The organism is Herbaspirillum seropedicae (assembly GCF_001040945.1).
Lineage (GTDB): Bacteria > Pseudomonadota > Gammaproteobacteria > Burkholderiales > Burkholderiaceae_D > Herbaspirillum > Herbaspirillum seropedicae.
In genome coordinates, this window is record NZ_CP011930.1 from 1,493,072 (window position 1) to 1,512,927 (window position 19,856).

Annotated in this window: 18 protein-coding genes; 15 read left to right on the forward strand and 3 right to left on the reverse strand. The window is 66.3% G+C overall.

Annotation, left to right across the window (positions count from 1 at the left end; genetic code table 11):
• The first annotated feature begins 11 nt into the window (after window positions 1-11).
• From benD to ACP92_RS06580, 10 genes are all read left to right on the forward strand, one after another.
• Window positions 12-785, forward strand: coding sequence for a benzoate diol dehydrogenase BenD (gene benD, locus ACP92_RS06535; RefSeq protein ID WP_013233332.1), 774 nt, complete (start codon window positions 12-14; stop codon window positions 783-785).
• 38 nt (window positions 786-823) lie between these two features.
• Window positions 824-1,240, forward strand: coding sequence for a RidA family protein (locus ACP92_RS06540; RefSeq protein WP_013233333.1), 417 nt, complete (start codon window positions 824-826; stop codon window positions 1,238-1,240).
• A 75-nt stretch (window positions 1,241-1,315) separates the two neighbouring features.
• The gene (locus ACP92_RS06545) at window positions 1,316-2,683 is read left to right on the forward strand and encodes an MFS transporter (protein WP_013233334.1); all 1,368 of its coding nucleotides are present in this window, start codon (window positions 1,316-1,318) and stop codon (window positions 2,681-2,683) included.
• Between the two features lie 367 nt (window positions 2,684-3,050).
• Window positions 3,051-4,220, forward strand: coding sequence for a benzoate/H(+) symporter BenE family transporter (locus ACP92_RS06550; RefSeq protein ID WP_041310355.1), 1,170 nt, complete (start codon window positions 3,051-3,053; stop codon window positions 4,218-4,220).
• 18 nt (window positions 4,221-4,238) lie between these two features.
• A complete protein-coding gene (locus tag ACP92_RS06555) occupies window positions 4,239-5,507 on the forward strand; it encodes a GTPase (RefSeq protein WP_013233336.1) in 1,269 nt (422 codons plus the stop codon).
• A complete protein-coding gene (locus ACP92_RS06560; protein ID WP_013233337.1) occupies window positions 5,504-7,042 on the forward strand; it encodes a dynamin family protein in 1,539 nt (512 codons plus the stop codon). Before ACP92_RS06555 ends, ACP92_RS06560 begins: the two co-directional genes overlap by 4 nt.
• 179 nt (window positions 7,043-7,221) lie before the next feature.
• Window positions 7,222-7,635, forward strand: a complete 414-nt coding sequence (locus tag ACP92_RS06565) for a hypothetical protein (protein WP_013233338.1) — start codon at window positions 7,222-7,224, stop codon at window positions 7,633-7,635.
• Window positions 7,636-7,820: 185 nt separating this feature from the next.
• Window positions 7,821-8,450, forward strand: coding sequence for a DUF5666 domain-containing protein (locus tag ACP92_RS06570; protein ID WP_013233339.1), 630 nt, complete (start codon window positions 7,821-7,823; stop codon window positions 8,448-8,450).
• Between the two features lie 14 nt (window positions 8,451-8,464).
• Entirely contained in the window at window positions 8,465-9,079 is a 615-nt protein-coding gene (locus ACP92_RS06575; protein WP_013233340.1) for a cytochrome b/b6 domain-containing protein, read from the forward strand.
• Window positions 9,076-9,852, forward strand: a complete 777-nt coding sequence (locus tag ACP92_RS06580; RefSeq protein ID WP_013233341.1) for a molybdopterin-dependent oxidoreductase — start codon at window positions 9,076-9,078, stop codon at window positions 9,850-9,852. Before ACP92_RS06575 ends, ACP92_RS06580 begins: the two co-directional genes overlap by 4 nt.
• Before the next feature lie 21 nt (window positions 9,853-9,873).
• Here the strand turns inward: ACP92_RS06580 and ACP92_RS06585 are convergent, their stop codons facing one another.
• Together ACP92_RS06585 and ACP92_RS06590 are read right to left on the reverse strand one after the other, a co-directional pair.
• Window positions 9,874-12,798: a c-type cytochrome gene (locus tag ACP92_RS06585; RefSeq protein ID WP_013233342.1), complete on the reverse strand. Its 2,925-nt coding sequence runs from the start codon at window positions 12,796-12,798 to the stop codon at window positions 9,874-9,876.
• Window positions 12,795-13,277, reverse strand: a complete 483-nt coding sequence (locus tag ACP92_RS06590) for a (2Fe-2S)-binding protein (RefSeq protein WP_013233343.1) — start codon at window positions 13,275-13,277, stop codon at window positions 12,795-12,797. Before ACP92_RS06590 ends, ACP92_RS06585 begins: the two co-directional genes overlap by 4 nt.
• A 401-nt stretch (window positions 13,278-13,678) precedes the next feature.
• Here ACP92_RS06590 and ACP92_RS06595 point away from each other — a divergent pair, with 401 nt between their 5' ends.
• Genes ACP92_RS06595 through ACP92_RS06615 form a run of 5 tightly spaced genes read left to right on the forward strand, consistent with a single transcriptional unit; the run spans window position 13,679 to window position 19,381 of the window.
• A complete protein-coding gene (locus ACP92_RS06595) occupies window positions 13,679-14,434 on the forward strand; it encodes a maleate cis-trans isomerase family protein (protein WP_013233344.1) in 756 nt (251 codons plus the stop codon).
• A gap of 10 nt (window positions 14,435-14,444) precedes the next feature.
• Window positions 14,445-15,278: an alpha/beta fold hydrolase gene (locus ACP92_RS06600; RefSeq protein ID WP_013233345.1), complete on the forward strand. Its 834-nt coding sequence runs from the start codon at window positions 14,445-14,447 to the stop codon at window positions 15,276-15,278.
• A gap of 39 nt (window positions 15,279-15,317) precedes the next feature.
• Window positions 15,318-16,373: a 2,5-dihydroxypyridine 5,6-dioxygenase NicX family protein gene (locus ACP92_RS06605; protein WP_013233346.1), complete on the forward strand. Its 1,056-nt coding sequence runs from the start codon at window positions 15,318-15,320 to the stop codon at window positions 16,371-16,373.
• A 44-nt stretch (window positions 16,374-16,417) separates the two neighbouring features.
• Complete coding sequence (locus tag ACP92_RS06610; RefSeq protein WP_013233347.1) at window positions 16,418-17,041, forward strand: N-carbamoylsarcosine amidohydrolase; 624 nt, start codon at window positions 16,418-16,420, stop codon at window positions 17,039-17,041.
• Window positions 17,042-17,101: 60 nt separating this feature from the next.
• Window positions 17,102-19,381 carry a xanthine dehydrogenase family protein molybdopterin-binding subunit gene (locus ACP92_RS06615; protein ID WP_013233348.1) on the forward strand — a complete coding sequence of 760 codons (2,280 nt, stop codon included), beginning with the start codon at window positions 17,102-17,104 and terminating at the stop codon, window positions 19,379-19,381.
• A 23-nt stretch (window positions 19,382-19,404) separates the two neighbouring features.
• Here ACP92_RS06615 and ACP92_RS06620 read toward each other — a convergent pair whose 3' ends face one another.
• Entirely contained in the window at window positions 19,405-19,845 is a 441-nt protein-coding gene (locus tag ACP92_RS06620; protein WP_041310362.1) for a MarR family winged helix-turn-helix transcriptional regulator, read from the reverse strand.
• Between the last annotated feature and the right edge of the window lie 11 nt (window positions 19,846-19,856).

Genomic DNA, 19,856 nt, shown 5'->3' on the forward strand with positions numbered 1-19,856 from the left:
GCGCCGCCTCCATGAAAAGCCGCTTCGCCGGCAAGGTCGTCGTGGTCACCGGCGCCGCCCAGGGCATTCTGCGCGGCGTGGCGCTGGGCATTGCCGAAGAGGGCGGCCAGGTGCTGCTGGTGGACCGCGCCGAGTTCGTCCATGACGTGGCCGCGGAGGCCGCCGGTGGACGCGGCAAGGGCCTGGTCGCCGACCTGGAAAGCTATGCCGGCGCGCAGGCGGCCATGGACGAGGCGGTGCAGCGGTATGGCCGCATCGATATCCTCATCAATGGGGTGGGCGGGGCCATCCGCATGCGTCCCTATGCCCAATACACGCCGACCCAGATCGACGCCGAGATCCGCCGCTCGCTCATGCCCACGCTCTATGGCTGCCACGCGGTACTGCCGCAGTTGTTGCAGCAGGGCCGGGGCGTGATCGTCAATGTGTCGTCCAACGCTACGCGCGGGATTCGCCGCGTGCCGTATTCGGCGGCCAAGGGCGGCGTCAATGCCCTGACCGCAGCGCTGGCCATGGAGTACGGCGAACTCGGCATTCGCGTGGTGGCGACCGCGCCCGGCGGTACCCAGGCCCCGCCGCGCCGGGTGCCACGCAATCCGGAGGGGGACAGCCAGCAGGAACAGATGTGGATGCAAGAAGCCGTGCAACAGGTCACCGGTTCCAATTACTTCAAGCGCTATTCCACGCTGGAAGAGCAGATCGCACCCATCCTCTTTCTCGCCTCCGACGACGCCAGCTACATCACCGGTGCAGTGCTGCCGGTGGCGGGCGGCGACAACGGTTGAACCTTGTCAATTTTCTTTTCACCAGCTACGGAGCCGCCATGTCAGACCGCCAGGCCATCATTCCCAAAGGAATGGAAGACGTCTACGAAAAGATCGGATACGCCCCCGCCGTGCGGGTGGGGCAGGTCCTGTATGTCTCCGGCCAGATCGGCCGGGGGCCGGACATGCAGCTGGTCGAACCGCGCGAAGCCCAGATCGTGCAAGCCTTCGAGAATCTCAAGCTGGTGCTGGCAACGGCCGGCGGCACGCTGGACGACATCGTCGATCTGACCACCTTCCACACCGACATGCGCGACCTGCCGCTGTTCATCAAGGTGCGCAACCGCTACCTGAGCCACTATCCGCTGCCCGCCTGGACCGCCATCGGCGCGCACATGCTGGGCGGCGCACCGGGTTATGTCATCGAGATCAAGGCGGTGGCGCACCTGCGCCCGGCAGGAGGCGGCGCATCCTGAAGCAGGACCGGCCACGCGGCCAATCCATAAAACGTACTAAAAACAACGTACTGAAGACAACGACGGAGGAGACCTATGAAGACACTGGATGTGAGCCAGATCATCGATGGCGCACGCTTTACCAAGTTCCACTGGATGGTGATGTGCCTGTGCGCATTGCTGCTGGTGTTCGACGGCTATGACCTGTTCATCTATGGCGCGGTGCTGCCGGTGCTGATGAAGGAGTGGTCGCTCTCGCCGGTGCAGGCCGGCGCACTGGGCAGCTATGCGCTGTTCGGGATGATGTTCGGGGCCTTCATCTTCGGCCCGCTGGCTGATCGCATCGGCCGCAAGAAGGGCGTGGCGATCAGCTTCGTGCTCTTCAGCGTCTCCACCTTCCTGAGCGGGTTTGCGACCTCGCCCACCGAGTTCGGCGTCTATCGCTTCCTGGCCGGCCTGGGTTGCGGCGGCCTCATGCCCAACGCCGTGGCGCTGATGAATGAATACGCGCCCAAGCGCCTGCGCAGCACCCTGGTGGCCATCATGTTCAGCGGCTACTCGCTGGGCGGCGTGCTGTGCGCCGGCCTGGGCATCTGGATGCTGCCCAACTTCGGCTGGCAATCGATGTTCTTCGCCGCCGCCGTGCCGCTGGTGCTGCTGCCGGTGATCCTGTGGAAGCTGCCCGAATCGGTCGGCTTCCTGCTGCGCCAGGGCCGCCTGGAACAGGCCCGCGCCATGCTCACGCAGGTCGATCCGCAGGCGCGCATCGCGACCGATACCCAGCTGGTGCAAGCCGATGTCAAGGGCGCGGGCGCCCCCATGCTGCATCTGTTCAAGCAGGATCGCGCCGTCGGTACGCTGATGATCTGGGTCTCCTTCTTTTGCTGCCTGTTGATGGTCTACGCGCTCGGCTCCTGGCTGCCCAAGCTCATGGCCAGCGCCGGCTACAGCCTCGGTTCCTCGCTGTCCTTCCTGCTGGCGCTGAACTTCGGCGGTGTGGTCGGCGCCATCGGCGGCGGCTGGCTGGGTGATCGCTTTACCCTGCCCAAGGTGGTGGTGAGCTTCTTCACTGTCGGTACGGTGGCCATCGCGCTACTGGGTTTCAATAGTCCTACGCCGGTGCTGTACCTGCTCATCATCGTGGCCGGCGCCACCACCATCGGCACGCAGATCCTGCTGTATGCCAACACCGCCCAATTCTATCCGCTGGCGATCCGCTCCACCGGACTGGGCTGGGCCTCGGGCGTGGGCCGCTCGGGCGCCATCGTCGGCCCCTTGCTGGGTGGCGCACTGATGGCGGCGGCCCTGCCGCTGAAGATGAACTTCCTGGTCTTCGCCATCCCCGGCCTGGTGGCCGCGCTGGCCATGGGCCTGTTCATGTTGCGCTACCGCCATGGCAGCCAAGCTAGCCATGCTGCCCCGGCGGCGAAGGCGCCGCCTGCGGCCGCCTCGCGTAGCGTTTAAGATCGGTCTGGCAGCTAGGCGGTCCGGCGCCTGCGGGCGGCGCCGGACCATTTTGCTTTGGTACTAGAACCCATTTCATAAATAGGCGTGAGATGCGTTCTGCCCAGAAAGGGCGCTGGCAAGGCGCGCGACGCGTCGTGTGGCGATGCCACACGCAAGGAGCGCAACGCGGCCAGCGCCCTTTCTGGGCAGAACCCGGAGGGAGCGGCCCGTTTGGGCGAATTGCTGCGTTACGAGTGGGTCAAGACGCCCAGTCTTGACCCAAATTCGCGCCTTGCACTTCATCCCAAACGGGACTCGCTCGCACTCACGCCTATTTATGAAATGGGTTCTAACTGTGGACGACATGTGCAGCGGAGAACGCGCAATGGTGCAACGACAAGGCTCGCTCACAGCGTGGGTGGCCGGTTTCCTGGCAGTGCTCATTTCCTATGCCGGTCCGCTGGTGATCTTCGTGCAGGCCGCGCATGCCGGGCAGGTGCCGCAGGCGCAGCTGGTGTCCTGGGTGTGGGGCATCTCGATGGGCGCTGGCGTGAGCGGATTGCTGTTGAGCGGCTGGTTCCGGCTACCCATCATCACGGCCTGGTCGGCCCCGGGGACGGCGCTGCTGCTGAGCCTGTTTCCCGGCATCAGCATGCCCGAGGTGGTGGGAGCCTACCTGATGGCTGCCGTGTTGCTCATCCTCATCGGCGTGACCGGCTATTTCGAGAAGATCCTGGCCTTCATTCCCAAGGGCATTGCGGCGGGCATGATGGCGGGCATCCTGTTGCAGTTCGGCCTGCAGGCCTTCCGCTCCAGCGTGGCCGCGCCGCTGATGGTGGCGGCCATGCTGGCGGCCTATCTGGCGGGCCGCCGCTGGTGGCCGCGCTACGGCATTGTGGTGGTGGCGCTGACCGGCTTTGCGGTGGCCTTTGCCAGCGGCCAGACTGCGCTGGGCGCATTGCAGCTGCAACTGGCCGAACCGGTCTTCATCGCGCCCCATTTCAGCGTGGGCGTGTTCTTCAGCCTGACGGTGCCGCTCGTGCTGGTCAGCCTGACCGGCCAGTTCCTGCCCGGCATGGCGGTGCTGCAACTGGCCGGCTACCATCCCTCCACCCGCGCCGTGGTCACCGGCACCGGGCTGGCCTCGCTGGCCACGGCCTGCTTTGGCGGCATCACCATCGTGCTGGCGGCCATCACGGCTTCGCTGTGCACTGGCAAGGACGCCCACCCCGATCCGGGCAAGCGCTATATCGCCGGTATCGCCAATGGCGTCTTCTATCTCATTGGCGGCACCTTTGCGGCCTCCATCGTGACGCTCTTCACCGCCTTCCCCAAGGAGTTGATCGCCGCATTGGCCGGCCTGGCGCTGATCGGCGCGATCGTCTCCAACATCCGCCTCATGAGCGAGGAGGGCGACTATGTCGAGCCTTCGGTCATCACCTTCCTCGCCACCGCCTCCGGCATGACGCTGTTCGGCCTGGGCGCAGCCTTCTGGGGTGTGATGGTGGGCATGGCGGCCTATTGGCTCATTGGCCGCCCCGTTCAGAAAAAATGAAAACGCATGGAGACTGCAATGAATCCGCAAGACTTCTTCGACCCGCTGGCCAGCGAGGTGCTGGCAGTGGCCCCGACGCGCGCGCATGACCTGGCGCGCCTGCGCGTGCTGGCGCAGCGGCACGCCGCGCCCACCGTCACCGTGGTGGGCAAGTACAACCACGGCAAGAGCCGCCTGCTCAATGAGCTGGTGGGGCGCGACGTGTTCGCCGTGGCCGATCGCCGCCAGACGGTCACGCTGTCCGAGCATCATCATGCCGAACTGCGCTGGCTGGACGCCCCCGGCCTGGATGCCGATGTGGCCGAGCAGGACGACGGCCACGCCCAGCAAGCCATCTGGCTGCACGCCGATATCCGCCTGTTCGTGCATGCCGCCAAGGAGGGCGAGCTCGACGCCGCCGAGCGCAAGCTGCTGCAGACCCTGCGGGAGGACCAGCTGCGCACCCGGCGTCAGACCCTGTTCGTGCTGACCCAGGTCGACCAGATGAGCGACGAGGAGCAACTGGCCAAGGTCAGCGCCGCTATCGAGGCGCAGGCGCACGGATTGGCGCTGCATCCGGTCTCGGCCACCCGTCATCGCAATGGCGTGGAAGGCGGCAAGCAGCTGTTGCTCAACAAGAGCGGCATCCCGGCCCTGCAAGCGCTGCTGCGCGAGGTGGTGCAGCAAGTGCCGGCCGCGCGCCAGCATGAGCAGGCAGTGCTCTTTGCCGACATCGGCGAGCAGTTGCAGCAGCAGCAGGCCGCCGCGCAAGCGCAATGGCAGGCGCTGCAGCAGCGCCAGCAACAGCAGCGCCAGCAATTCGAGCAAGGCTTGCAGAGCGTGCTGGAGAGCATCCACCAGGACCTCCTGCCCATCGTCGAGCTGCAAGGCGAGGATCCGGCGCTGACACCTGACACGGCAGCCGATGAGTTCAGGCTCACCGCCGGCAAGCGCGAGCGGGCGCGCATCCACGTGGCCTATTCACGCGCCTGCATCGCCATTCGCGCTCACCTGATCCAGCACGGTGTGGAAGGCTTGCCCGCTGACCAGCGCACCTCCGTGGCCAGCCTGGACACGGTGATGGTGGCGGTGATGGGCATCTCGGTCAAATACCGCGCCGACCTGCGCCGCCGCTTCTGCGAGCCGGCCGGACAGGCACAGCTGATGCAATCCTTCCTGCATTACTACGAACTCTCAGAGGACCAGCAAGCCTTGCAGCAGGCGCTGGCGCAGGCGCAGTCCGAGCAGCAGGCCAACACCCGCGCACTGGAGGCGCTGCAGCGGCTGCGCCAAGGGGCGAGCGCATGAACCGGCAGGAGCAGCAGTTCATCGACGCCATCGGCCGCACCGGCCAGGGCGAGGCCGACTTGCAGCCGGTGCTGGCGGCTTTGCGCGGCTGGCTGTCGGCGCTGGACCAGGCCTTGCAGGACGGGCGCATCGACGCGGTCGGCTTGCAGCCCGGCAGTGCCTTGGCCCGGCGTATCGCTGGCCTGCATGACGACCTGGCGCGCCAGGCGCAGCGCCGCCAGCAGCAATGGATGGCGCTGGCGCCGGCGCGCGCGCTGGCGCAGCGTTTCGAAGGCAAGCTGATGCTGTTGGTGTTCGGCAAGTTCAATGCCGGCAAGAGTTCGCTGTGCAATTTCCTGGCCCAGCGTTTTCGCCAGCGCGGTCAGGCCGTGCAGTATTTCCATCTGCAGGATGGGCAGTTGATCGAGAGCGCCAGCGCCTTCCATGAAGGCGCCACCGAGACCACGGCGCGCTTGCAAGGGGTCTGCCTCGGCGATGGCCTGGTGCTGCTGGATACGCCCGGCCTGCACTCGGCTACCGATGACAACGCCGCCCTGACCCAGCGTTTTCTCGACAGCGCCGATGCCGTGCTGTGGCTGACCAGTTCGACGTCGCCGGGCCAGGTGCAGGAACTTGACGAGCTGGCGCGCGAACTGCGCCGTGGCAAGCCTTTGCTGCCGGTGCTCACGCGCAGCGACGTCATCGATGAAGACGAACTGGACGGCCAGATCGTCAAGCGCCTGCGCAACAAATCCCCGGCCAATCGGGCCGACCAGGAAGCCGATGTGCATGCCCGCGCCCGCGACAAGCTGCAGGCCCTGGGCGTGGCCTTGAGCCAGCTCAAGCCACCGGTCTCATTGTCTGCGCATGTGGCCCGCACCGAGGGCGCGGATGCCGCAGCGATGGAGGGGGCGGGGTTTGATCGCTTCTATGCGGCGCTGTCGGCGTTGCTCGCACCGGCGCTGGCCTATCGGGATCGCAAGCCCGCCGAAGTATTGCTGCATCACCTGCAGGAAGACGTGCTGGCGCCCTTGCTTGGACAGACCCTGCCGGCCCTGCAGGCCTTGCAACAGTTGCTGGAGCAGGAGCAGGCGACGCTGCCCGCCCAATGTGCGCGCATCGTGCAGCTGGCCTGGCGCGAGATCATGCCGGGCCTGCCGGCCTTGCTGGAACAGCACGCCGCCGCAGACGACCTGGCCGCCGTGCTGGACACCGTGCAGCCGCTGATGATGCACGCCTTTGAGCGCCACGCCCGCGCTGTGCTGGACAGTCATGTGCTGGCCGCACCGGCGGCGCAGGGCATCGTCTTGCCCGCTGACGCCGGCTACGAGAGAGCCTTCGCAGACGACTTGCCGCCGTCCTATGAAAAGCTCTACGACGCCCTGGGCCAGGCCATCCAACTGAGCCTGGAAGCGCTGGCCGAGACCACCGGCCAGGTCTGCGCCGCCCGCCTGGAGGCCTTGAGCGCGGCGGTGCATCGCAAGCAGCAGATCATCCACCGTTACACCGGCCAACTGGGCGAGATTGAACAGGGCCTGCGACGCCCCGGCCTGTAGAACTCATTTCATCCACGGGCATCTCACGGCTACGATGATGGATGAAATGAGGCCGGCATTAAGTCTTTCTTAATTTTCCAGGTCTACAGTCAAGTCATCGGAAGCCCAACCGTCGGGCAGATCCGGTCCACCGCCTCAGGCGGCGCGCTTTTCATCCTGAACCACGATAAGGAGCCATCATGGACATCAACAAGATCACCGCCATCAGCGCCATCGTCTTCGGCCTCGCAGGCCTGGCCGCACCGCTCACCCAGGCCCAGGAGATGCAGGGCTCGGTGGCCTACATGAACGGCGGCATCGGCGCCGGCGAGCAGCACAAGCTGCGCGAGGCGGCCAAGGACTACAACCTGCGCCTGCTCTTTTCGGAAGCCAAGGACGGCGCTTTCGTCAGCAACGTCAAGCTGACCGTCAGCGATCTGCACGGCAAGAGCGTCTTCACCCTGCCCAGCGCAGGACCGATGACCAACCTGAAGCTGCCGTCCGGCGAATATGAGGTCACCGCCATCTACAACGGCGTCAAGAAGACCAGCAAGGTCAGCGTGGGCGAGAAGCCGGCATCGCTGAGCTTCAACTGGGCGCATCAGGACAACTGACGCCCGCCCTCCCTTGGGTCACTGCGCTCCCCGGCAGGCATGCTGACGGGGAGCGTCGCTGCGTCGCTGGATCGTTGTTTTCGTCATGTGGGAAAGATGACATTTTTGTCACTCAAATGTCATTCGAATGACGTGCTGGGCTGCCTAGAATCAGGTTCCCCTTCAATGACGTCTTCCAGGTTCCCATGATGAAAAAACTACTGCCTCAAGTCTTTCGCGGTGCATTGATCCCGGCGCTGCTGGCCAGTCATCTGCTGGTCCCCGTCGCGCTGGCGCAGACCCCGGCGCTGGTCGGTATCCGCGGCACTATCGTCTCGGTCGGCAAGGATCAGCTCGTCGTCAAGAGCAACAAGGGCGCCGAGCAGAACGTGGCGCTGGACAAGGACACCCGCGTGGCCGCCATCTCCATTGCCAACATCAGTGACATCAAGCCCGGCAGCTATATCGGCGCGGCCGGCATTCCCCAGCCGGATGGCTCGCAGAAGGCGCTGGAGGTGCATGTCTTCCCGCCCGCCATGGCCGGCACTGGCGATGGTCATCGTCCCTTCGACCTTGCCCCCAACAGCACCATGACCAACGGCACCGTGGGCGACGTCATCGCCAGCAATGGCCGCACCCTGACGCTGAAGTACAAGAACGGCGAAAAGAAGATCGTGGTGCCCGAGGATGTGCCGGTGGTCAACATCGAAGCCGGTGACCGTTCGCTGCTGGCCGCCGGTGTCAAGGTAGTGGTGCGCGCCCGCAAGAATGCCGACGGCAGTCTCACCGCCGCCAGCGTCAGCGCCGGCAAGAACGGCATCACCCCGCCGATGTGACAAGGAGGGCGACGATGTCCCGACCACCCGTTCTTCATCCGCTGGCCGTACGCATTGCCCACTGGCTCAATGCCTTTGCCATCGCCTGCATGATCAGCAGTGGCTGGGGCATCTATAACGCCTCGCCCCTCTTTCCCTTCAAATTCGCTTCCTGGATGACCCTGGGCGGCTGGCTGGGCGGTTCCATCGCCTGGCACTTCGCGGCGATGTGGCTGCTGGTGGCCAATGGCTTGTTCTATCTGCTCTATGGCGCGCTGAGCGGCCACTTCCGCCGCCACCTGCTGCCCGTGCGGGCCGGCGAGGTCTGGCGCGACGCCGGGCAGGCGCTGCGCTTAAAACTGCCGCACCAGCCCGGCGTCTACAACGCCGTGCAGAAGCTGCTGTATTGGGCGGTGATGCTGCTGGGCATCCTGGTGGTGCTGTCCGGCTTGGCGCTGTGGAAGCCGGTGCAGCTGGACTGGCTGGCCGATCTCTTTGGCGGCTTCGACTTTGCGCGCAAGGTCCACTTCGCCGCCATGGCGGGCATCGCCGCCTTCGTGGTGGTCCACCTGGCGCTGGTGGCCATCGTGCCCAGGACGCTCATCCCGATGTTCACCGGCGGCCATGACAAGAAGGCCAATGCATCATGAAAGACAAGGACGACAAGCACGCGCCGAAGACGGAAAAGATCCTGCTGGCCGACCATCGCCCGGCTCTGGTGCAGGTGCAGCGCCGCCTCATGCTGCGCTCGGCGCTGTCGCTGGGGGCGCTGTCCATGCTCTCGGGCTGCGACCTGCAGGACAATGACAGCGTGGACAAGGTGCTGTGGGCCATGTCGCGCTGGAATGATCGCGTGCAGGCGCTGCTGTTTCGCAGCCACAAACTGGCGCCCACCTATGCGGCCAGCCAGATCACGCATCCTTTCCCGTTCAACGCCTTCTATGACGAGTTCAATGCGCCCGACATCGATGGCAGCGACTGGAAGCTGGAAGTCTCGGGCCTGGTCAGCGACAAGCGCAGCTGGACGCTGGAGCGCCTGCGCGCACTGCCGCAGGCCGGCCAGATCACCCGTCACATCTGCATCGAGGGCTGGAGCGCCATCGGCCAATGGTCCGGCGTGCCGCTGCGGCTGTTCCTGCAGGCGGTGGGTGCGGACCTGACGGCCAGGTATGTCGGCTTCAAATGCGCCGACCGCTATTACTCCAGCCTGGACATGCCCACCGCGCTGCATCCGCAGACCATCCTCGCACTCGACTTCGGCAAGGAGGCCTTGCCGACACAGTATGGCTATCCCCTCAAGGTGCGCGTGCCGACCAAGCTGGGTTTCAAGAATCCCAAGCATGTGGTGGCCATCTTCGTGAGCAACCAGAACCCTGGCGGCTATTGGGAAGACCAGGGCTACAACTGGTTCAGCGGCATCTGAACCGACAGGCGGGCGATCGGCTCATGGCATCGGCATGGCGCGCGAACGTGCGATGGCGGCTTCCACACCTTGCCAGGCCGGCTTGCCGGCGGCGAATTCGCTGCGCAGATAGGCCAGCAGGTCCACCATCTGTGCATCGCTGAAACTGTTGGCGAAGCCAGGCATGTAACCCAAGGCAGGATTGGCCGGTTCGCGGATGCCATGCAGGATCACGTGGACCAGGTTGTCAGGCGTATCGCTGTGCAGATTGGTATTGACCCGCAGCGAGGGTTTGACGCCGAACAGGGTCGGGCCGGTGCCTTCCTGGTGGCAAGCCGCACAGGCCCCTGCGAACAGGCGCTGGCCATTGGCCCGTGAGCGCAGCTCGGCCGGGCTGGGCGCTTGCGCGGCCGATGCCGGTACGGGCGCCGCAGGGCTGCTGGCTGCGCCGGACTGGAACGAAGCCAGGTAATGCGCGATGGCGCGCACGTCACCCGGCGGCAACTGCGCCAGCTCGGCCACCACTGGCGCCATCGGCCCGGCTGCGATGCCATGCCGTGCAGAGAAGCCGGTGCGCAGATAGGCAAACAATTCTTCCTCCGTCCACGGCGTGGGTGACTTCGACAAGGCCGTCAGCGCCGGCGCCTCCCAGCCATCGACCATGCCGCCGCCCAGGTAGTGGCGTCCCCCTTTTTCGGCCCCGAGCGCATTGCGTGGCGAGTGGCAGGCCGCGCAATGGCCAGCACCTTCGACCAGGTAGGCCCCGCGGTTCCACAGGTCCGAGCGCGCCGGATCGGGCTGGAATACCTGGGGATCATGGAACAGCGTATTCCAGCCCGCCAGCAAGGGCCGCAGATTGAAGGGGAAGCGCAAGTCATTGGCCGGCGGCGTGCTGGCCACGGCCGGCTGCGCCATCAGGTAGGCATAGAGCGATTGCATGTCGGCCTCGCTGATCTTGGCGAAGGCGGTATAGGGGAAGGCCGGGTAGAGATGCCTGCCGTCGCGGTGGATGCCTTCGCGCATGGCGCGTTCAAAGGCGGCGTAGGACCAGTTGCCGATGCCGGTGTGCTCGTCGGGCGTGATGTTGGTGCTGTAGACGGTGCCGAAGGGCGTCTGCAAGGCGTGGCCGCCGGCGTTGGTCGCCCCGCCCGGCGCGGTGTGGCAGACCGCGCAATCACCCGCCAGCGCCACCCGTCGTCCCCGCTCGATGGTGGCGGCCGAGTAGAGGTCGGGATCGGGACGTGCGATGGGCGCGATCTCGCTGCGCCAGGGCATCGCCAGGGTCAGCGTAGCGCCCACGGCCGCCACGGCCGCGCCCAGCCAGCCATATTTGCGCCAGCGCTGCGCGCCGCTGGCGGGCGCGGATGCGTTCAAGGCCAGCCGGATCTGCTCGCCGGAAAAGGGCGCCTGGCGCAGCCGCACGCCAGTGGCGGCATAGACAGCATTGGAGATGGCCGCCGCCGCCGGCAGCGTAAAGGCCGCGCCGGCATTGAGCTGGATGTTCTGCAGGGCCGCCGGTGTCCCCACCAGTTCGACCGTCGGCAGTGCGGTGCGCTGGGGCAAGCCGAGCGAGGAGGGCAGGGTGGACGGCAGGCCCGCTTCGCTCGACCAGGCGTCGAAGCCCTGGCCGCCATGCATGCTCTGCGCCAGCGCCAGCCGGGCCTGCTGGTCGAGCCGTTCGGCGTTGGCTTGCGCCAGCACAGGGCTGGTGGCGGGCGCTTGCCCGGCGGCGCGTACGTCGTGTCCGGCGGTGACCTTGGTCACGCTCAGTTCGCCGGAGGCTTCGTCGTATTCCACCTCGGCGACCCAGGCCGACCAGCTCTGCACGGGCTGGCCGGCGTGCTGCTCGATCGTGCTGGCATAGGCGAAGCCGCGTCCGCGCAAGCGGCCGCCCTGGCGCTGGCCTTGCTGCCGGGCGGGATGCCAGCGGGCGCCGTGCGCCACCGAACGGATCAGGTCCCTGCCGTGGCTGTCGGGCAGGTGGGCCAGGCGATACTGGACCGGATCCTGCCCCAGGCGCTGCGCCACTTCATCCAGAAAGACTTCCTGCGCAAAGCAGGTGGCGGCGACCGGCACGCTGGCCTCCAGCGCAGCGCTGACATGCACGCTGCGCCAGTCATAAGGCGGGGCCAGCGCCGCGCCATCGATGGCGGCAGCGTCCTGCAGCGCATAGGCGGTCTCTGTCAGCAGCCAGGCCAGTGGGGGCGCGGGGCTGTCCTGGGTAATGTCCAATGTGGTGTTGCCCAGCGCGCCATCCTCATCGAATTCGCCGCGCAGGTGCAGCGAGGTCGAGAGGGCCGGCGCTTCTGCGGGCGTCAGCGCCAGCGAGACCGCTTCGCCACACTGCTGGCACAGCAGCGCCGCCACACCGGCCACATCGGAGGCGGCGCGATACTCGCGGGCGTCGGCGGGTGCGCGGTGGCTGCGCACTTCGATCTGGGCGACGGGCAGAGCGAGCAAGCCCGCGACTTCGAGCGCGATGGCGGCGGGATTGCCGAAGGGCAGATCGATGCGCATGCCTGTTCCGCTGGGTGCCGCCAGGGCTACCACGTCGGGGGACGAGAGGGTGGCTTCGCCATCCTGCCATTGATAGTCGGCTTCCAGCGTGAGGTCGTACAGGCCTTCTTCTTCCTTGCCGCGCTGATAAAGGCTGTGCGCCTGGCGTGGGCGTAGCGCCCGGTCGTCGTCGGCCGGCGTGCTCCAGCGCGGCTTGAGCAGGGCGCAGGCCTGGCGCGCCTGGGCGTCGCTGTCGGCGATGACGGCCAGCAGGTGGCGCTGTTGCACCAGCCTGTGCACGCCGGGCAATCCCAGCGCGGCGTCCACGTCCACGCCTTGCAGGCGCGCGCCGGTATAACGCTGCGATTGCCAACCCAGCACCGGCGGCAGGGCCAGCCGGGCATGGCGCAACGAGGCTAGGGAGGCGGGCGTGGCGGTGGCCGTCGCACGCAAGTCGACGCTGCCCATCATTGCCTTCCCCGCTGCAGTTCGACGGCGCGCAGTGCGGCCCGCAGGATTTCCACATGGGTGCCGCAGCGGCAGAGGTTGAAGTCCAGTTCGTGACGGATCTCGTCTTCGCTGGGCGTGGGGGAGCGCAGCAGCAAGGCCTTGATGGTCATGATCATGCCGTTGAGGCAGTAGCCGCACTGCGCACCCTGTTCATCGATGAAGGCTTGCTGCACCGGGTCCAGACGGCCGTCCTGTTCCAGTCCATCGAGCGTGGTGACGTGGCGCGCGGCCACGCCGGCCAGCGGGATCACGCAAGAACGCGCCGCCACCCCATCGACCAGCACCGTACAGGCGCCGCATTCACCCAGGCCGCAGCCGAACTTGGGGCCGTTGAGGCAAAGGTCGTTGCGCAACACGTTGAGCAGCGGCGCATCGGCGGCGATGTCCAGGCTGACCGGGACGCCGTTGACATGGAAGGTGATGGGTTCTTGCTTGTGCATGGTCTCTCTGTTGCTGCAGGCGCCTCGGGGGCGCTGGTGGAATGGTCGTCAGCGCATGGTGAAGCATCCTTCATGCCAATGCGCTTGCTGCGGGGAGTATGCCTGTGCTCGCAGGGACTGTCAGGCTGACCTCCTTCCTGGTCTGGAAAAGAGTGTACACATTGAATAATGCCAAGTAAATCGCAAATTTCCATGCTGCATTGCGCGGTCTCGAACTGGTGCGAGATGGGGTCGGAAACTCCCGTATTTGGTGCTGCATCGCACATAAATAGGGAATTGCCCGGTTCTGCTGGTGCGTGTGAAAAACGCTGTTGCAAAGATCCGGGAAATGATTAAATATAGTGTATGCATTACAAATTAGCGAACTTCGCATGACCACGGCAGATCAAGGAGAACCTCACATGCAGCAGCGTCTTTACCGTATCGGGCAAATCGTCCCCAGTTCCAACACCACCATGGAGACCGAGATCCCGGCCATGCTGACGGCGCGCCAGGCGATCCGCCCCGAGCGTTTCACCTTCCACTCCAGCCGCATGCGCATGAAGAAGGTGGTCAAGGAAGAGCTGGCGGCCATGGATGGTGAGTCCGATCGCTGCGCCGTCGAGCTTTCGGACGCTCGCGTGGATGTGTTGGGTTACGCCTGCCTGGTGGCCATCATGGCCATGGGGCGCGGCTATCATCGCCAGTCCGAGCAGCGCCTGACCGCCCACACCGCCGCCAATGGCGCCGACGCACCGGTGGTCACCAGCGCCGGCGCGCTCATCGATGCCTTGAAGGTCATCGGCGCGAAGAAGATCGTGGTCGTGGCGCCCTACATGAAGCCCTTGACCGAGCTGGTGGTCGATTACATCCGCCATGAAGGGTATGAAGTGCTGGACTACCGTGCGCTGGAAATCCCCGACAACCTCGACGTAGCCCGTCATGACCCGGCCAGGCTGCCTGCCATCGTGGCCCAGATGGATACCAGCCAGGTCGACGCCATCGTCCTCTCGGCCTGCGTGCAGATGCCCTCGCTGCCGGTGATCGCCCAGGTCGAGGCGATGACCGGCAAGCCCGTCATCACCGCGGCTGTGGCCACGACCTACGCCATGCTCAAGCGCCTGGAGCTGGACCGCATCGTGCCGGGCGCGGGTGCGCTGCTCTCCGGCGCTTACTGAGAGGTGCGCCATGCATAGCCACTCCAGTAGCTTCCTCTACGGCGCCAACGTCCAGGCCAACGGCATCCGTCAGCATTACCTGCGCTATGGCGGCAACGACGGTGCGCGCGCCAGTCGCGACGCCGTCATCATCCTGCCCGGCATCACCAGTCCTGCGGTGACCTGGGGCTTTGTGGGCGAGCGCTTCGGCCAGCAATTCGATACCTATGTGCTGGATGTGCGCGGCCGTGGTCTGTCATCGGCTTCCGATACGCTGGACTACAGCGTGGACGCCCAGGCCGCCGACGTGATCGCGCTGGCCCAGGCGCTGGGCCTGTCGCGTTACGCCATCGTCGGCCATTCCATGGGCGCACGCATCGGTGCGCGCGCCGCACGCCAGACGCCGCAGGGATTGACGCGGCTGGTGATGGTGGACCCGCCGGTGTCCGGCCCGGGCCGCCGTGCCTATCCGTCCAAGCTGCCCTGGTATGTGGATTCGATGCGCCTGGCGCGCGCGGGCTGTTCGGCCGAGCAGATGCGCGCCTTCTGTGCGACCTGGACCGAGGAACAGTTGCAGTTGCGCGCCGAATGGCTGCATACCTGCGACGAGCGCGCCGTCATCGCCAGCTTCGAGGAATTCCATACCGGTGATTTCCATGCCGACCTGCCCGCGCTGCGCCTGCCGGTGATGCTGATGCAGGCCTCGCGCGGCGACGTCATCCTGCCCGAGGATGTGGCCGAGATCCGCAGCCTGCTGCCGCAGGTGGTGGTGAGCCGCGTGGAAGAGGCCGGCCACATGATTCCCTGGGATAACGAGGCCGGTTTCTACGCCGCCTTCCGCGACTTCCTCGGCGCAACGCTGTAGATCCCGTTCATCGAATGATCGATTGCAAAGGAGAACACCATGGCCGTCAGCGACCATGACCTGATCAGCGCCTGGCAACAGGTGCTGAGCTTGTCCAGGCTGGAGGCGGGACAGATCGTCACCGTCCTCACCAGCAGCACTACCCATCCGCAGACCCTGTCCACCGCCATGACCGCCGCTGCGCTCATGGGCGCGACCGTCAATCGTCTGGACCTGCCGCCGGTCAACGCGGAAAAGGCCCTGAGCCGCGACTCGCTGGCCTACCTCGGCACCACCCCGCTGACCGGCAACCGCGCCGCCATCGCCGCCCTCCAGGAAAGCGACCTGGTGCTGGACCTGATGACCCTGCTGTTCTCGCCCGAGCAGCACGAGATCCTCGCCACCGGCACCAAGATCCTGCTGGCGGTGGAGCCGCCCGAGGTGCTGGTGCGCATGGTGCCCAGCGAAGATGATCGCCGCCGCGTGGCACAGGCGGCGCGCCTGCTGGAAGGCAAGCGTGAGATGCACATCAGCTCCGACGCCGGCACCGACCTGCGCTGCCCGCTGGGCGAGTTCCCGGTGATCCAGGAATATGGCTTTGTCGACCAGCCGGGCCGCTGGGACCACTGGCCCAGCGGATTCGTGCTGACCTGGCCCAATGAGCGGCAGACCAACGGCACCCTGGTCATCGACCGGGGCGATATCCTCTTGCCCATGAAGTGCTATGCGCAGGAAGCCATCGAGGTCACCGTGAAGGATGGCTTCGTCACCCGTATCGAAGGCGGGCTCGACGCCGAACTGCTGAGCGACTACATGGCCTCCTTCAAGGATCCGGAAGCCTATGCCATGTCGCATATCGGTTGGGGCCTGCAACCACGCGCGCAATGGTCCACCCTGGCCATGTACGACCGCGAGGCCACCATCGGCATGGATGCCCGCGCCTACGAAGGCAATTTCCTGTTCTCCTTCGGTCCCAACAATGAAGCCGGCGGCAGCCGCACCACGGCCTGCCACATCGATATCCCGCTGCGCCGCTGCACGGTGGCGCTCGATGGCGTGCCAGTGGTCAAGGAGGGCAAGGTATTGGACGGCTTCGTCTACGGCAATTCGAAATGAGGCCAGCCGGCGATGGCCGGCAGCCTCCCGCAAAGGAAGATACGATGCACAAGGAAGTGGAAACCTACCAGCGCCAGGGCTTTGGCCAGACGCTGGAAATGAAGCCGCCGTTCGGGCTGCTGATCGTCGATTTCGTCAACAGCTTCGCCGATCCGCAGCAGTTCGGCGGCGGCAACATCCCGCAGGCCATCGAGCGCACGCGCAGCCTCCTGGCGCACGCGCGCCAGCAAGGCTGGCCGGTGGCGCACAGCCGCATCGTGTTTGCCGATGATGATGCTGACCGCAACATCTTCGGCATGAAGGTGCCCGGCATGGTGACCCTCAAGGAAGACCTGCCCGGCAGCGCCATCGTGCCGCAACTGGCCCCGGCCAACGGTGAACTGGTGGTGCGCAAGACCGTGCCGTCGGCGTTCTTTGGCACCTCGCTGGCGCCGTGGCTGACGCAGCATGGTGTGCAGACCCTGCTGGTGGCCGGCGCCGTGACCAGCGGTTGCGTGCGCGCCAGCGTGGTGGACGCCATGTCCTGGGGCTTCCGCCCGCTGGTGGTGTCGGATTGCGTGGGCGACCGCGCCCTCGGCCCGCACGAGGCCAATCTGTTCGACATGGCGCAGAAGTATGCGGCCGTGATGCCGCTGGACGAGGCCATGCAGGTGGTCGGCCAGCGTTGATGTCTGCAGCGGGCAAGGCCGGTGCGGACCCGATGAATGTGACATGCAAGATGCGCTGACATGCAAGCAATGAACCCTACCGCCCCGACCCCGCGCGAGGCCCGCCGCCAGCTGCTCTCGCGCAGCGACGTGCTGCTGGTGACGCGGGCCCCCCAGCCGGGCGTGAAGCCCGCGCCCGGCCAGCCGGGGGCGGCGTCTTCCTATGTGCAGCCCTTGCCGGATGTGTTCGTGGCCATCCTGGGCGAGGGACAGGTGCTAGCCTTCAATGGCCACGTCGACCTGGGAACCGGCATCCGCACCTCGCTGGCGCAGATTGTGGCCGAAGAGTTGAGTCTCTCCATGGAGCAGGTCAGCATGATCCTCGGGCATACCGAGGAGGCGCCCAACCAGGGGCCGACGATTGCCAGCGCCACCATCCAGATTTCCGCCATGCCGTTGCGTAAGGCCGCCGCCCAGGCGCGCGAGCACCTGCTGGCGATGGCCGCTGCGCGCTGGGCGACGCCGGTCGGGCGTCTGCGCGTGGAGGCGGGCTGCATCATCGATGCCGACGTGGCGGGGCGCACTATCAGTTATTTCGAATTGCTGCGCGGGCAACGCATCGTGCTCACGCTGGAACCCGGCGAGGTGCCGCTCAAGCCGGTGAGCCAGTACACGCTGGTGGGACGTAGTTCGCAGCGGGTCGATATTCCGGCCAAGGTGCGCGCGCAGCCTGTGTATGTGCATGATGTGCGTGTGCCTGGCATGCTGCATGGCCGCGTAGTGCGCCCGCCGCATCCTGGCCGCGACGGCGGGGATTTCGTCGGCCGCAGCCTGCTGGCGGTGGATCGCCAATCGGTGGCCCACATTCCCGGCCTGGTCGCGGTGGTGGTGGAGGGGGATTTCATCGGCGTGGTGGCCGAGCGGGAAGAGCAGGCGCAACGCGCCATGCGCGAACTGAAGGTGCAGTGGAAGAGCATCCCGCCGCTGCCGCCCATGGACGACCTGGAAGCGCGCCTGCGCAGCCTGCCCGCCCGGCGGCGCGAGCTGGTGCGCCAGGGCGATCCGGACGCCGCCAGCGCCAGCGCCGCTGGCCACATCGAGCGGACCTATGTCTGGCCCTATCAGCTGCATGCATCCATCGGGCCGTCTTGCGCGGTGGCGGACTGGCGGCCGGAAGGCTTGACGGTCTGGTCCGGCACCCAGAATCCCCATGTGATGCGCATCGACCTGTCGCGCCTGTGTGATCTGGACGAAGGCAGCATCGAAGTGATCCGGCTGGAAGCCTCGGGCTGCTATGGCCGCAATTGCGCAGACGATGTGGTGGCCGATGCGGCCCTGTTGTCACGCGCCGTAGGACGGCCGGTGCGGGTGCAGCTCACCCGTGAGCAGGAACACGCCTGGGAGCCCAAGGGGGCGGCCCAGCTCATGGACGTGTGCGGCGGCGTCGACGCCCAGGGGCGGCTGTCGCACTATCGCTTCCAGACCCGTTATCCCTCCAATGATGCGCCGGTGCTGGCCTTGCTGTTGACCGGCAAGATCGCGCCAGAACCGCGCGTGCTGGAGATGGGCGACCGCACCGCCGTGCCGCCCTATGCCTACCCGCATATGCAGATCGATTGCGATGATGTCGCGCCCATCGTGCGCGCCGGATGGTTGCGTGGGGTGTCGGCCATGCCCAATTCCTTTGCTCACGAGGTCTTCATCGACGAACTGGCCGAGCTGGCCGGAGCGGACCGGCTGGCTTTCCGGCTGGCGCATCTGCCGGACCAGCGCGCCAGCGAGCTGTTGCAGGCGGTAGCGCACAAGGCGGGATGGGTCGCGCATGCCCAGGGCTCGCGCGGGCAGGTACAGGCCGACGGCAAGCTGCGCGGACGCGGCATCGCCTATGCGCGCTACGTCCATAGCAAGTTTCCGGGCTTTGGGGCGGCCTGGTCGGCTTGGGTCATCGATGTCGAAGTCGATCCGGTCACAGGCGCGCTGGCCGTCACCTCGCTGGTGGTGGGCCAGGATACCGGCATGATGGTCAACCCGGCCGGGGTGCGCCATCAGATGCACGGCAATATCCTGCAATCCCTGAGCCGGGTGCTGAAGGAACGGGTGGCCTTTGGGCCGCACGGCGCCAGCAGCCTGGAGTGGGGCGCTTACCCCATCCTGCATTTCACCGAAGTGCCGCCCATCGAGATCGTGTTGATGGAGCGCCAGGACCAGCCGCCCATGGGCGCCGGCGAATCGGCCTCGGTGCCGAGTGCGGCGGCCTTGTCCAATGCGCTCTTCGACGCCACCGGCAGACGCCTGCGCCAGCCGCCCTTCAATGCGGAGTGCATCCTGGCGGCGCTGCAGGAACCGCTGGCGGCGGGGTGAGCAGGCCTCGCGCAGGGCCGGGTCTACTCCTCGATCATCTTGCGCAGGAGGAACACCAGCGCCACGCGTTCAGCCGGATTGAGGTTGCCATAGGTCGCCTCGCTGATCTGGGCGGCGAAGGGCACGGTGTCGGCCACCAGCGTGGCGGCGCTCTTGCTGAGCGACACCAGCACCTTGCGGCGGTCGGCCTCGTCGTGGGACAGCTCGATCAGGCCGCGTGCCTTGAGGCGCTCCACGATGCCGCGAATGGTGGCCTGGTCGATGGCGGTCACCTTGACGATGTCCGACAGCGAGCAGGTCTCCAGGTCGCGGATGGCGCACAGGGTCACGAACTGCGCGGCCGTCAACTGCGAATCCGGGATGTGCTGCTGGAAGATAGCGGCATGGCGCTGGTAGGCGCGGCGCAGCAGGTGGCCGATCTGGTCGGAAAAGTGATATTGGGCAGAAACGGTCTTCTTGGTCATGGGCACCGGAG

What these genes read in the sequence shown, in the direction of transcription:
- ACP92_RS06585 (WP_013233342.1), bottom strand. Translation starts at nt 12,798, where the DNA reads ATGATGGGCAGCGTCGACTTGCGTGCGACGGCCACCGCCACGCCCGCC.
- ACP92_RS06610 (WP_013233347.1), top strand. Translation starts at nt 16,418, where the DNA reads ATGCACAAGGAAGTGGAAACCTACCAGCGCCAGGGCTTTGGCCAGACG.
- ACP92_RS06545 (WP_013233334.1), top strand. Translation starts at nt 1,316, where the DNA reads ATGAAGACACTGGATGTGAGCCAGATCATCGATGGCGCACGCTTTACC.
- ACP92_RS06590 (WP_013233343.1), bottom strand. Translation starts at nt 13,277, where the DNA reads ATGCACAAGCAAGAACCCATCACCTTCCATGTCAACGGCGTCCCGGTC.
- ACP92_RS06580 (WP_013233341.1), top strand. Translation starts at nt 9,076, where the DNA reads ATGAAAGACAAGGACGACAAGCACGCGCCGAAGACGGAAAAGATCCTG.
- ACP92_RS06615 (WP_013233348.1), top strand. Translation starts at nt 17,102, where the DNA reads ATGCAAGCAATGAACCCTACCGCCCCGACCCCGCGCGAGGCCCGCCGC.
- ACP92_RS06550 (WP_041310355.1), top strand. Translation starts at nt 3,051, where the DNA reads ATGGTGCAACGACAAGGCTCGCTCACAGCGTGGGTGGCCGGTTTCCTG.
- ACP92_RS06570 (WP_013233339.1), top strand. Translation starts at nt 7,821, where the DNA reads ATGATGAAAAAACTACTGCCTCAAGTCTTTCGCGGTGCATTGATCCCG.
- ACP92_RS06600 (WP_013233345.1), top strand. Translation starts at nt 14,445, where the DNA reads ATGCATAGCCACTCCAGTAGCTTCCTCTACGGCGCCAACGTCCAGGCC.
- ACP92_RS06595 (WP_013233344.1), top strand. Translation starts at nt 13,679, where the DNA reads ATGCAGCAGCGTCTTTACCGTATCGGGCAAATCGTCCCCAGTTCCAAC.
- ACP92_RS06620 (WP_041310362.1), bottom strand. Translation starts at nt 19,845, where the DNA reads ATGACCAAGAAGACCGTTTCTGCCCAATATCACTTTTCCGACCAGATC.
- ACP92_RS06605 (WP_013233346.1), top strand. Translation starts at nt 15,318, where the DNA reads ATGGCCGTCAGCGACCATGACCTGATCAGCGCCTGGCAACAGGTGCTG.
- ACP92_RS06560 (WP_013233337.1), top strand. Translation starts at nt 5,504, where the DNA reads ATGAACCGGCAGGAGCAGCAGTTCATCGACGCCATCGGCCGCACCGGC.
- ACP92_RS06575 (WP_013233340.1), top strand. Translation starts at nt 8,465, where the DNA reads ATGTCCCGACCACCCGTTCTTCATCCGCTGGCCGTACGCATTGCCCAC.
- ACP92_RS06555 (WP_013233336.1), top strand. Translation starts at nt 4,239, where the DNA reads ATGAATCCGCAAGACTTCTTCGACCCGCTGGCCAGCGAGGTGCTGGCA.
- benD (WP_013233332.1), top strand. Translation starts at nt 12, where the DNA reads ATGAAAAGCCGCTTCGCCGGCAAGGTCGTCGTGGTCACCGGCGCCGCC.
- ACP92_RS06540 (WP_013233333.1), top strand. Translation starts at nt 824, where the DNA reads ATGTCAGACCGCCAGGCCATCATTCCCAAAGGAATGGAAGACGTCTAC.
- ACP92_RS06565 (WP_013233338.1), top strand. Translation starts at nt 7,222, where the DNA reads ATGGACATCAACAAGATCACCGCCATCAGCGCCATCGTCTTCGGCCTC.